This window comes from Sphingobacterium detergens (assembly GCF_003610355.1).
GTDB classification, from domain to species: domain Bacteria; phylum Bacteroidota; class Bacteroidia; order Sphingobacteriales; family Sphingobacteriaceae; genus Sphingobacterium; species Sphingobacterium detergens.
Genome location: NZ_RAPY01000002.1, coordinates 153,128 through 166,480, shown reverse-complemented (window position 1 = coordinate 166,480; position 13,353 = coordinate 153,128). Strand labels below are relative to the sequence as shown.

Below are 13,353 nucleotides of genomic sequence, written 5' to 3'. Positions count from 1 at the left end.
AAATACTACCAATTACCCAAAAAGATCAAAATACACGAATCATCCTGTTATGTTAGTATCAATCTATTACAAAAATGATGAAACTAAGAATATATCCTCATGCAGTGGTAAGGATTCCAAAGATATCTTTTGAGAAAGATCTTGAATCTTGCTGGAAAGAATTAAAATATATGATCAACGATGCCTCACCTGAATTTTATTCAATTATAGAAAATCTGGATTATTCTGATTTACATAAAGTACCGACGCGAGTACAACAGACTATTTGGAAATATTTTAACCGTGCCAGATTCAGGGCCACACCTTTTGGTGTATTTGCTTCTACAGGATGTATTTCTTTAGCGGATCACAAAGAGAAGGCACCGATCCGGTATCAAGGTCAGATTGTCCACGAATTTGTAGACTGGAGCTTAATTGAAAAAGAAGACCAGTTCGAACATCTGGATAAATCGTCTTTTACAAGTAATTCAAGTTACTATGTTATCGGGGAAGAGATCCGATATTTGCGCAGACAGGGAGAGCAATTCGAAATAGCGACAATAGAACATGACCCATTGGTTTTAGAAATCCTGATTTATACCACGGCACCAAAACATTACGCGGAATTAATTTCTTTTGTAAACACCCGGCTTTCCAGTCCCGCGGAAATTGATAGTTTGGTCTATGATCTGCTTGAACAGCAGCTGCTACTATCTTCCGTAAGCGCAAGCATTATTGGAACAGATTATTTTGATCTGCGTGGCCATAAACAACCAAATGATGTTCCAAAATACAGAATTGCCGAATCGGTCCTTGATACTCAATCTTACGACATAAATATTTTCCGTCATTTACCGGCAGCAACGGTATTGCTTAATAAGTTATCAGTTTCCGGTGTGCCAGAAGATCTAAAAGCCTTTGCGGAACGGTTCTTTCACAAATTCGAGCAAGCCAATATTCCATTAATGATAGCCCTTGATCCGGAAATTGGCGTAGGGTATGCTTTTTCAGAGCAACTTGCTGGGGCCCCAGATGATCAGATAGCCAAGTTGAGAAGCATAGAAGCAAGCAGCCAACAGTCGCAGGCCCGAAATATCCAAAAATTTCAAAGTTTATATAGCGAAACAGTCATTAAGAAACAGGTTAATCTCGAAGACCTGGTTCAAAATACCGGTTCCATTAAACTGGCCGCAAATTCCCTAAGCGCAATCTGTACTATCGCCGATGGCATGGTCTGGCTACAATACCTCGGTGGGGCTACCGCCAATGCACTGCTTGGGAGATTTACGCCCGCCGTTGCAACAATAAAAACTATGTGCAACGAGATAACAGAAATTGAAAAGCAGGCAAATCCCAATGTAATCTTTTTTGATATAGGTTATGTAAATGAAATTAAGGTAGACAATATCAACCGCCGTGAGCGTATTTATGATCTGCAGGTCAATATCCTCAACTACGACTCCAATAATAGATCGCTCCCTATTTCCGATATATTCATGTGCGTAAAGAACAGCAAAATAATCCTGTATTCTAAAACGCTTAATAAACGTTTAGTTCCCCGTATGGCTTCGGCCTATAACTATAAAAGATCAACCCTTCCTTTGTTTAGAATGCTATGCGATTTGATGTTCCAGGACGTTCAGGGTGATCTGATGTTCCGGCCAAGCTCCATCTATTCAGGACAGGATTTCTATCCACGGGTATTGTATAAAAACATTGTTGTATCACCTGCTTACTGGCGTCTCGAATGGCAAACCATACATGCTGCCCCCGCTGAGCTATTGAAAACTGAAATAGAAAACCGAGGTATTCCAAGGTATATTAGAACGGGTTTTGCTGACCAAACCTTGCTATACGACACATCAAACCCAGAGGATCTTCATATACTAGCAGATTCTATACGCAAGCAAGGAGAACTGCTTCTGGCGGAATGTCCATTACCCGAAAAGAACATTGTACAAGATCAGTCAAAAGATAATTACCTCACGGAATTTATCATTAGCCTGGTCCACAATAACCCTGTAATCCTTCCATTTTCTCCGACTATAAATAATGGGGAACAGTTCAAGCTATGGCTAACGCCGGGCAAGGAATGGCTTTATTTTGAAATATATCTGAGCCACTTCCGTTCAGATGAAATTTTAATTAACAAGATCATCCCATTTATAAAACGCAATAAATCCAAGATCGTATCCTGGTTCTTTATTCGCTATGATGAAGGCGGCGAGCATATCAGATTACGCTTAAAAGTGAATACTCCTGTAGATTCAACCTATTTGATCGAGCACTTATCTCATGTGCTTGATATAGAGTTTAGAGCCGGAATTATTTTCGATTTAAAGATATGTACTTATAAAAAAGAAATTCATCGTTATGGAAGAGAGAATATGGAAAAAGTGGAAGAGCATTTTTGTTTCGACAGCGAATTTGTCAGCATGGTACTGGCAGAACCTCTTTCCAAAAATCAAAAATATTACCACTGCCTGCAAATGTTGTTACAATTTCACGATAGAAAAATCATGGACCTAACTGACTTCGAATCAATGGTCGAAAAAATAGTTGCCACGCTCTCCGGGGAACATGAATTAAATCCCGAAAAATACAGATTAATGAATACCATGTATGCCCAATTAAATAATTCCGATGAAATATTGCTTAACAGAAAGAATACTGAATCCTATGATTTGTTGGTAGACTCTTTTTTCAGAACCGTCTCTTATTGTAAAAAAGAAAGCAGGAAAATCTTATTGGCAGATTTGATGCATATGCATGTAAACAGAATTTTCAATACTGATCAACGCAGCCATGAGCTAATAATTTTTTACTTTTTACAAAAGGAATTGAAAAAGCGTAAATATCAAGTCAAAGCATGGATTAAAAGCTAACCAGTTAAACACTTTTAAACCGCTGTATAACGTCATTCCTGTACGCTCTGCTAATATCTACTGAAACATCGTTTTTCATTTTAACAGTATTACCAACAATCCGTGACGCGTAACTCCTATTGACGGCAAAGGAATGATGTGTTCTTATGAAAAACTTTTGGGGCAATGTTTCCAATAACTTCTTCATAGTTATGTTTACCATTAGCGTAGTATCATCATTCAGATGGAGTATCATATAATTATCTGCTGCGGAAACATAAATAATCGAATCAAACCTAACTATCTTTAGGTTGTTCTTTCCGTTGATCTTGACTGCAAACTCAACATCATCTTCTACTTTTGCAACCTGCTCTTTTTTTATTATACTGCTAATCTTTTCAACGGCAGCAGAAAATTTTGCATAAGTTACCGGCTTAACTAAATAAGCCTTAGCGTCCCCTTCAAATGCATCCACAGCATATTTCCTATATCCTGAAACAAAAATTACAAAAGCCAAACCCCTGACTTGTCTTTCAAATTCAAGTCCATCAATACCTGGCATATCAATATCCAAAAAAAGCAAGTCAATTTCTACCTTACCTGATTTAACAGCGGCTAAGGCATTTAGCGGATCGGTATTGGACCCCACTAATGTGAAACCAGCTGTTTTTTGGATATGCCGGGCAATCTGGTCAATACAGAATTGCTTATCATCGACTATATAACATTTCATAACGCTATTTTAAGATCCAAACTGTAATAGGTTTCCGATTCAGCTACACTCAACTCATATTGCTCTTGATAGAAATAATTCAATATGCTTCTAACATTGCTCATACCTAAACCTTTGCCTCTAAAATCCATATTGCTTTTAGCGTTCTCGCAGCGAAAGTAAAACATGCTATTATCAACACTGATTTTTACTCTTGCAGGAGTGGCAGGGTTATCAACAATACCATGCGTAAAAATATTATCAATAAAAGTGGTTAGTAAATTAGGAGGAATAAGTTCATCTCCATGGCCTTCGTTTTGTTCAATGTCCAGCTCAATAGATAAGGGCTTGTTAGCTAGTGAACCTTGAATCGCTATTAGAGTTTTTACACCTTCTATTTCTTCCTCTATAGGAACTTTATTTAAAGAAATTACATCCGTCAGCGAATGCTTCATAAGTTCAGACAGCCTGTCAACTGCCAATGCAGCATCCGGAGCGATTACTTCAATTTTTTCATAAACAAAAGCCAGTACGTTCGTGATTAAATGAGGCTCCAATTGCATTTGGAGCAAGGATACCTCTATCCTTCGTTTCTCTGCAATGGCTTTCAATTTGTCTATTTCGAGCTGCTTTCTCTCTAAAGCTGCTTTTTTATCTCTCTTAAACAACCAATAAACTATGCTAAGCCCAATGATGTATATTCCTCGCCATCCCGCACGAGCAAACATCTTATCCATATGCCCTTCATTGACGATCTGTGCAAACATAACAGGGTAAAGCACTTTTAATAAAGCTATTCTACAGATGCAGAAAGAAACAATTAATAGTACGAGGCCAAGGAGAAACCGAACTTCTCTACCACGATGATTTGCCAAAGGCATAACACAAAATAGGTTGACATAAAAGGTTGCTATTTCCAATAGGTAATACACTACGTTCTCCCAAAATCCAATGTCTGGATTTAATACTAATGCCAGACTTGTTTCAAATGCAATAAAAATGAAAACTCCGATGAAGTGTAAAAAAATAATCTTTGGATAATTCACCGAGCTAAATAACCCTAATTGTTCGATTTTTATCATATACCCATGCTTTTTGACAGGTTACCCATATAAGTTGACCAGTTACCCAATTTATTTGGAATGGCTTAATACCAGCCGTACTTTTATGTTACAAAGGCAATGAAGCCCAGTATTTACAGTTTTACCATTATGAAAAAAGAATTAAAACAATCAAAATTCATCAAATCAAAATCGCTGTTTACATTTAAAGGAAGTGATACCGCGGCAACGAAAAATCGGTCGGGTTCCACTACTTATTTAACCACAACACATCCGACGACAACAAGTGGATGCTTGTAAGAGTTAGTTATAAGCAATCATCGGTATAGTGTATTTCAGTAGGGTGATATTTTTTTAAGCACCCTACTTAATCAAACGAAGTTAGGGATATATATCCGCGCGATATTTCTAATTTGACCATTTGATACTGACAAAAAACTCAAATCTTTAAGATAAAAACCTGAATCACCTCGTCATATAACCAATCACATTTTCTCACAGTGCTTGTAAAAGTTGCCTCTTCGAGGCTACAGGGGCGCGCCTTTCCTAAACTTTAATCATTTTTTTTACAATAAAATCAATTCTTATGAAAAAAGTAATCTTCGGCCTTTCCCTTCTGGCCCTGACCTCTGCCGCTTTTGCAGGAAACCGCAACGATTCAAAAACAGATGTACCATCTGAAAATAAAGCGGCTACAACCACATATTATGCAATTAAAAACCCGCCTGGTAGCGCACAACCGTTTCATTGGACCTCCAATTTCAATGAAGTACTGGAAGCTGAACTTTCCTGTGATCCCTTGCCTGGCGCATCCTGTGAGGTAGAAGCTGCATCACAGCCCATAGATGGTCAGATGCCTAGCGGTCAATCACCTTCGAATGAAGCATACCAATAATTTACAATCCGGGGCCATCTTATTTTGGTCCCGGATTTTTTTATTGATTCAAAAGTGCACTATTTATAACTGCTAGAAGACTTTCTGCTTTATCGGATCTTGGATTTACAGGTAGAGGTAATAGCTTACCTTCAGGTGAAATAATGACAACTGTAGGATACCCTTTAATGTTGTAGTCGCTAATTATTGGATGTTTATCTCCCAATCCTTCTGTGTATAATTTAATTGCTCCCGGAAAACTATATTTGTTGCCCTTTAAACTCTTCTCCCAAATCTCTTTCTTTTTATCAATCGAAATGCTTAAAAAAGCAACACGCTCATTTCTCATTTTTTGGGAAGCTTGTTCCAAAATTGGATTTAATAACCTGCAGGCACCGCATCCAGTAAACCAAAAGTCCATTACAATAACTTTGCCTCTAAAATCTTTAAGAGAATAACTGTTTCCATCTACGCCATTCAGTTTAAAATCTGATGCAAAGGAACCTGAAACTCTCCCCTTAGTATATTCTTTAAAATGAAAAATAAAATCGGCATCAGCGTAGGAAAGAAAATGCTCATATTCAACACTATCAATTATTTGCGATCTTAGCCTGGTTGACAATAAATAAGCCATTATCTGTTGCTGACTTCTTCCTTTAAAATTCTGCTCTAAGAAATTTAAGGCGGACTTAATATCGATCTTTCTATCGAGTTTTAATTGCTCATACTCATATTTGTTTATCACAAAACTTGGGTAGGCAAACAATAAGCTATTATCAAATGCTGTATCTGGTTTATAAATATTTGAAAGAAACTTTTCACTTTGGTTTTTATCCACAGATTTCAGTTTTAATAATGAATAATAATAGCTCAATTGCCCATAACGCAAATCAGCTAATAGCATCCCCTTTAAGTTGGTAGGAATTTTTCCTTCGTAAGATTCAATGATTGATTCTTTCTTTTTAGCCAGTATAAAATTATACTTAAGATTTTGGAAAAGACTCTCGCTAGATGTATCAGGTGCGGGGTGGGCTTTCATGAAAATTTCACTCATTTCATGCTGTTTATAAATGCATTCATAAACCAGTGCATTATTGCCTAAAAAACTAATCTTACCAACTTCGTTTACGATTGAGATATTATCATTCGGGCTAAGTAAAAATAGGCATTCAGATAATCGTTTATCCACACCATTTATTTTAAAATAGGTTGGTTGCTTTACTTGTTCCATGTCAAATACCATATTTGTGCCATCGTCTTCTGCTTTAACAAACGTGTTAGTTCTCCGGTCGGAAATACCCAAATTATAAATTTCGATTTGTAGGTTTTCCTTATCAGGAATTAATGCGCGAGATATCGTAATTTTTTCCTGTGCACTTGTTTTAGATAGTGTAAAGGCTATGCAAATGATACTCTGCGTAACTATATGCATAATTATCATTAGTGTTTTTACAATTTTCATAATTATTGTTTATCTCAAATTTTGTGAAATATTTGTTTGCTGTACTTCTGATAGCGGTATCAGAAATATATACCTGGGATCATTGGGAGGAAGTGTATAGGTTTGACCACTAATAGTGCGAGACAAAGTTGTTTTGAATTCATCCTCCTGATTTAGCCGACGAAGGTCATTCCAGCGTGTCCCCCTAAATAAGAGTTCTTTTTTTCGTTCAGATAATATAAGTCTTAACGCCTGATCTCGCGTTGCGGCAGATAAGGGAACGAACGTTCCTACCGCCCATCTTTTGATCAGCAGGCTATTTAAGTCCTTAAACGCTAGTTCTAATTTTCCATCCCTTGCATAACACTCTGCTCTGTTAAGCATAATTTCATCGGTGGCAATTCCACTGTAGGGATAGCCATATTGGTCATAACTCCCTTTATATAGAATTTCGCCACCGCTTGACCTAAAAAATAATGTTCTTCTAAGGTCCTTTTCATTATAACTCTTGTAAAAAACCGGATCAATACGTGCGTTACTTCTGCTTGAGGGCGACGATGTACTTATCGTTGTATGGAAAACATCCTCATCTAAAAACGTTGTATGTAACGAAAGTGTACGATTGCTGGCAAATTGATTAAAGTCACTAAGCATGCTAAACTTTACCAGGAACTTATTTGAATAATTCATTGCTTCCTCATAATTTCTCATAGCCAAATGAATTCTGGACAAGAATCCGAGAGTTGCTATGACCGAAGGTTGGGTCTTAAATCTATTAATAACCGGCAAAAGTTCCAGTGCTATTTCTAGATCGGTTATAATTTGTTTATATGTTTCTGCTACTGTCGACCGTGGTGGCCTTGCATTGATATCTGAGCTTAACTTTATGGGTATTCCCGGATCAGTAGTTGCCGATTCTTTATTATAAGGTGCTGCAAAGGTTTGAACAAGATTATAAAAAGCCCATGCCCTAAAAAATAATGCACTTCCCTTGATTCTATTAAAAGTCTCTTTTTCAGAAGCAGGAATGGCTAATGTTTGAATGCCTTCAAGAATAATATTGCAATAATAAACCTGTAAATAAGGTTTATTCCACTCTCCATCCATCGTACTCTCGCCTACATAGATATCCTTTTGCCAGGTATAAAGATTCCTGTAGGATGAAGTTGAAAAGGAATTAAAAGTACCTTCTGGCAAATAATACTCATCTGCGGATGCTGAACCCATAGCAGGATCTACAAAGCGATTAAATACAGTAGTGCTGTTTAATAAGGTTTCATAATCACTCAAACTCGAAGGTAATACCAATGATTGATCAGGCTTTTGATCTAAAAAGTCGTTTTCTTTGCTACAACTGCAAAATATTAGTAGCATTCCAATTGTGATATAAAAAAGTCTGTTTGTTTTCATGTCCGTTTCTTCTAAAATGTAACTTTCGCACCTAGTGAGAATGACTTCGGTGCCTGATATCCGCCAATATATACATCCGGGTCTGTTCCACTCTTATTTGCCCTCCAGATGATACCAACATTATTTATATAGCCATAGAATTGAATTTTTTGGATGCCAAAGTTTTGAGAATTTTTTTTAAGATTCCAGTCATATTGCAGCGTGATATCTTGAATTCTGATATGATCGCCTTTCTCGATATTTGCTTCAGAGTATAAATAGAAGTCTTCCCTGCTCGTAGTTACAGGGGGTAATTGCTGAGAAGGCACATTAGTATTTAATTCATCACCAGGTTTTTGCCATCGTTTGTAATAATCAGTATTTCCGCCCCCACTGTAAAGTCCAGCATAGCTAATGGATGATTTTCTGTAATAATAATTAAGTTTAAAAATCATATTTGCAGAAATAGAAAGTTGTTTATAGCTAAAAGTATTTCTAAATGACCCAAAGAATGTTGGCCTTGCAGGTCCATTGTAAACCATATTCTGTACTGTTGTTGAACTTATAATGGAACCCCAATCGCTGCTGATTTCTCCGTCAATAAATCCCCGGGGATCTCCATTATCTGGAGATAAGCCTGCCCAACGATAACTATAAACAGAAAATAACGGTTTTCCAACGAGGGGTTGAACTATGCTCGATCTAATTCCATTGATATAGGATATCGCTAACTCCTCCCTGCCATAATCCGTAACGATATCTAATGCCCTGCTAAGTTGCAGGTTTGATATCCAGTTAAACTTTCCAGTTTTTACATTTGCCGATGTAATGTTTATGTCAAAGCCTTTAGTAGAGGTACTCGCCGTATTTCCGTAAAAAGTCGTGAACCCGGTAGAACCCGGTAAAGATGAAATTCCAAAAAGATCAATACCCCTTTTATAATAAAATTCAATGCTTCCCGTAACCCTGTTTTTTAACGTTGCAAAATCATACCCTAAATTTATAACACGAACTTTCTCCCACCTTAGCTGATCGTTTCCTGGCCTTTGAATAACGCCTCTGGTATTTCCATAATAGAAAGGATCACTAACTGTCAAAAACGTATTATAAGCTGAAACGCTTTTGTCGATATTGCCGTTATATCCATACGTTACCCTTAACTTACCATAAGGAAGAAATTTTAAATTATAGAATGGTTCCTTTGAAAATTCCCATGATAGGCCTGCAGAATATAATGGTGAAGCTTTTTGATTAGTTTTCACACCGAATAGATTTGATTTGTCAATTCTACCACTTAGTGACAATACATATTTATCCTTGAAAGAATAGCTTGCATTGCTGAAATAAGAAATGTACCTGTCTGTAAATTTTCCGATATTATTTATATTAGGGATTAAGGATGAATTCCCTGGGTTTGTCGGAAAAACCGTGGTATAATCTACGTTGATCATGGAAGAATTTTCCTTGTTGTAACCATAGAATGTATTGGCTTTACTTTCCGTAATTGTCTCACTCACTTCTGCTCCGGCAATTGCAAAAATCTTATGTTCATTAAACGATTTAGAGTAATCCGTTTGAAATCTCAGACGGTTTGATCTCATTTCAGAAATACTGCTGTTAAGTATGCCCCCTGCATCGGGAACAGGGTACTGCACTGCTGTTTCCGGAGCATGAAAGCGGTTAATCAGATTCCTGGTGTAATACGTATCAGGGTCGTTATAGGTGTCAAAATTTGAAGTTCCTTTTTCAAACTGATATTTCAAGGATGTAATTAGACCATCTATTATTTTATAGCTAGCACCGAAATTCAGTTTATTATGAATTTGCTTATTATCGGCATCGGCCATGCTTAATTCATCATAAGGCCTATAACGCCAATCCTTAAAACCTGAACCACTTAATGTATCCAAGTAAAACGGACTATAACTCCTTGTAACGATTTTAGACATTCCAGTAATATCATCTACCAGATCAGTATAAACAGGAAGTGTACCTGATGTTTTAAGGGTGTTGAGTTCGGACAAAACACTGTTTGATTGTGCGCTGGTATTCGTAAAATTTATACCTGCCGAGAGTGTAAGCTTATCCGTTGGATAGAAATTAGTGTTTGAGGAAAGATTAAATCTTTCGTTTTTAAATCCGCTCTGGCTTGGACGATTGTGATCATACCCAATTGAAATATAGTAATCGCTTTTGGGGCCTCCTCCCTTAAAATTTATGGCATACTGTTGATTTATACTTTGATTGTAAAAGTATTTGTTGAGGTCTCTTCTTACATCGCTATTTCTAAGCAAGTTGATCTGCCCAATACTTTCCTGTTCGTTGATGATTCCTTTTCGTAATCTCTCCCATACAACCACCGTGTATGGTATGTTAGGGAAGTTAGTGCTAGTAAGGTCAGCATTATAAAACCCCTTGTCATACAGCATATGTTCAATATCCACTCGATCCGTAGCTGCAATCTCTTCCATAGGCTTATAGTATAAATCAGGTTTTGCGCCGATGGTAAGATTGGTATTAAATTCTATGCTTAACGGTTTACCTAAGATGCCTTTTTTTGTTGTTATTACTATTACACCATTACCTGAACGAACACCCCATATGCTTGTTGCTGCTGCATCTTTGAGGACAGTTATCGTCTCAACATCGTTCGGGTTAATATTTCTGATATCCCCATCGTAAGGAAAATTGTCAACCACAATTAATGGCTGATCATTTGCAAATAAAGTACTGTGGCCGCGGATATTAATATCAATACCGCCATCGGCACTACTTGATGTGTTCTTATTGAAAAGTAGTCCTGGGACATTTCCTTCAAGACGATCTAGTATATTTGTAGAAACACGTTTATTAATCGCATTGTTGTCCAGTAATATGAAGGAGCCAGTTGCACGTTCTTTAGGGATACTTTGATACCCGGTGTTTACATTTACTACAGCTTCAGACAACATGCCCTCGAATGCTTGCATCGTAACCACTAGACCATTGTATGGTTTCTTTATTTCCACTCCCCGATAACCCAATAAACTTAAAGCAAGTATGCCATCAATTGGAATATCCGAAATACTGAAGTTTCCTGAATTATCTGAAAGAGCAACCTGATCAGTATTTTTGATTCTTACCGTTACATTCGCTAGTGGTCGCCTCAAACTATCCACTACCTGGCCTTTGATTTGTCGCTCCTCTTTTCTTATAATTGTTTTTGATGGTTCGGATGGGATAACGGTTATTACTTTTCCATTGATCTCGTATCCTAAAGGTTGTCCTTTAAAAGTGAGTGGTAATACTTCCAGAATTTCTTTAGCCTTTACATTTAATGTCACAGGTTTGGCCTTGGCCATCAGCTGATCATTGAAGATAAAGGCATAACCGCTTTGTTGACGGAGTGATTGTAATACCTCTTTTAATGGTCTGTCTGTTACATTTACGCTGACTTTTTGTGCAGATGCCGCCAGGTAAAGAAATGTAAAAAATATTATCAGGAAGATGAATCTAAACCAGCTGTTCAGACCATATTTCTCAGGCCCTCCCAGGCACCTGATCGTTATGCACTTATTTTTGTGCATTGTTCTTCGATGAATTTTATAATTCATACTTTTGTTTCTTAGTTAGGATTTAAAATTAGTTTGCTTTGAACGGTACTCTTTTTTTAACCCTGGCATTAGCCGGAAGCGCTAACTTCCGGCTTACTTATGCCAAGACATAAACATATTTAAACACATCTCTTCTCTTATCTACCGACAATCCTCCTTCCTTCGATTTTAAATTTTATGCCAGTTGCCCTCTCCAATGATTGAAGAAAATCTGCAAGTGCAATGTTCCGGGGAAACTCTCCGGAGAAAGTATTTGCAGTCTCCGGCAATTTTACCTCTATAGTTACATTGTACCAACGCTCCACCTGTCTCATAACTTCGTCCAACCCCGCTTTGCTGATCACAAAAAGACCATCTTTCCACGCAGTTAATTCATAGGTATTGACCTTACGCACTTTTAAATTACCGGCTGTTGAAAACGCTTGTTCACCTGGAGTAATTAAAACTGTTTTCTGTGATTTAGTGTCTGAAACGCGTAAGGAACCTTCTACCAAAGTGGCTGCTCCATACGGTTCATTGGAATAGGTAATGACGTTAAACTGCGTACCCAGTGCCGTAACCTCCAGCGTTGAGGACTTTACAGTAAATGGTAACTTTTTATTTTTTACAACGTCAAAATAACCCTCTCCACTCAATTCCATAATCCTTGTTTGCGTACCGAAACTAACCGGATATCGAAGGGATGATCCTGAATTAAGCCAGGCTTTACTGCCATCGGGCAATATTACTTTATACTGTCCACCTTTAGGTACCAATATAGTGTTGTAGGCCGATACATCAGTTTTAATGTTCCTATTGCCAGAAACGTAACTGAGTGTACCGTCTATGACCTGAGCGATATTTTCTCCTGAGCTATTTTTAATTAAAGAATTGGTACTATCCGTAAGTGACACTCTGCGACCATCAGAAAGGATAAGTACAGCCTTATCAGTTCCCGGTTGTATTTGTTGCTGTACAGTTTGTATGGTATCGTTTTGCGGAATTTTACCGAGATCAAAAACGTAAATTGCTGCAATACTTATTGCCAGTAAGATAGCTGCTGCTGCAAGATAGAGCCAGATTCGTTTTTCTTTTGGTCGTAATTGTGCGTCCAGCTTTAATTTTACTTCTTCGCCAATTTGTGTTATGTTATTATCTACAGGCTGATATTCAGATTCCAGGACATGACGAATCTGCTCCATGATTGATTCGTCATTCTCCTTTGCACCAAAGTGGTCAAGTAGCTGCTGAAGTTCACTTTCGCTGATTTTATCTGAAATAAATTTTTCAAATAAGGATCGTATATAGGCATTGGCTTTCACAATTTATCTCCTTTTTATAAGCCTATACGTTCAACAGAAAAATAATAATACCTGTAATCTATATTTTCTTCAACTAAAATTTTAGACAACTCATTTACAGCTACTTAATTTTATTGTCATCCAAATATTTAATAGCCAT

The 13,353-nt window shown here is 37.3% G+C and carries 9 protein-coding genes; 3 read left to right on the top strand and 6 right to left on the bottom strand.

Going from position 1 to position 13,353, the window contains the following annotated elements; all coding sequences use genetic code 11:
* The first annotated feature begins 74 nt into the window (after window positions 1-74).
* A complete protein-coding gene (locus DFQ12_RS12715) occupies window positions 75-2,864 on the top strand; it encodes a lantibiotic dehydratase (RefSeq protein ID WP_120259443.1) in 2,790 nt (929 codons plus the stop codon).
* Window positions 2,865-2,868: 4 nt separating this feature from the next.
* Here DFQ12_RS12715 and DFQ12_RS12710 read toward each other — a convergent pair whose 3' ends face one another.
* The gene (locus DFQ12_RS12710; protein WP_120259442.1) at window positions 2,869-3,576 is read right to left on the bottom strand and encodes a LytR/AlgR family response regulator transcription factor; all 708 of its coding nucleotides are present in this window, start codon (window positions 3,574-3,576) and stop codon (window positions 2,869-2,871) included.
* Window positions 3,573-4,637 (bottom strand): histidine kinase, encoded by a 1,065-nt coding sequence (locus DFQ12_RS12705; RefSeq protein WP_120259441.1) that lies wholly within the window; start codon window positions 4,635-4,637, stop codon window positions 3,573-3,575. The genes DFQ12_RS12710 and DFQ12_RS12705 overlap by 4 nt, the downstream gene beginning before the upstream one ends.
* Window positions 4,638-4,766: 129 nt before the next feature.
* On the opposite strand from DFQ12_RS12705, the gene DFQ12_RS28145 reads away from it, so the two are divergent.
* Together DFQ12_RS28145 and DFQ12_RS12695 are read left to right on the top strand one after the other, a co-directional pair.
* On the top strand, window positions 4,767-4,916 hold the full coding sequence (locus DFQ12_RS28145; RefSeq protein ID WP_167457269.1) for a hypothetical protein: 150 nt from the start codon (window positions 4,767-4,769) through the stop codon (window positions 4,914-4,916).
* A 286-nt stretch (window positions 4,917-5,202) separates the two neighbouring features.
* Window positions 5,203-5,511, top strand: a complete 309-nt coding sequence (locus tag DFQ12_RS12695) for a hypothetical protein (protein WP_120259439.1) — start codon at window positions 5,203-5,205, stop codon at window positions 5,509-5,511.
* A gap of 40 nt (window positions 5,512-5,551) precedes the next feature.
* Here the strand turns inward: DFQ12_RS12695 and DFQ12_RS12690 are convergent, their stop codons facing one another.
* The 4 genes from DFQ12_RS12690 to DFQ12_RS12675 all read right to left on the bottom strand — a co-directional run bounded on the left by DFQ12_RS12690 (window position 5,552) and on the right by DFQ12_RS12675 (window position 13,214).
* On the bottom strand, window positions 5,552-6,952 hold the full coding sequence (locus DFQ12_RS12690; RefSeq protein ID WP_120259438.1) for a TlpA family protein disulfide reductase: 1,401 nt from the start codon (window positions 6,950-6,952) through the stop codon (window positions 5,552-5,554).
* Window positions 6,953-6,961: 9 nt separating this feature from the next.
* A complete protein-coding gene (locus DFQ12_RS12685; protein WP_167457268.1) occupies window positions 6,962-8,305 on the bottom strand; it encodes a RagB/SusD family nutrient uptake outer membrane protein in 1,344 nt (447 codons plus the stop codon).
* 47 nt (window positions 8,306-8,352) lie between these two features.
* Window positions 8,353-11,913 (bottom strand): SusC/RagA family TonB-linked outer membrane protein, encoded by a 3,561-nt coding sequence (locus DFQ12_RS12680; RefSeq protein WP_120259436.1) that lies wholly within the window; start codon window positions 11,911-11,913, stop codon window positions 8,353-8,355.
* Between the two features lie 137 nt (window positions 11,914-12,050).
* On the bottom strand, window positions 12,051-13,214 hold the full coding sequence (locus DFQ12_RS12675; protein ID WP_120259435.1) for a FecR family protein: 1,164 nt from the start codon (window positions 13,212-13,214) through the stop codon (window positions 12,051-12,053).
* Window positions 13,215-13,353: the final 139 nt, after the last annotated feature.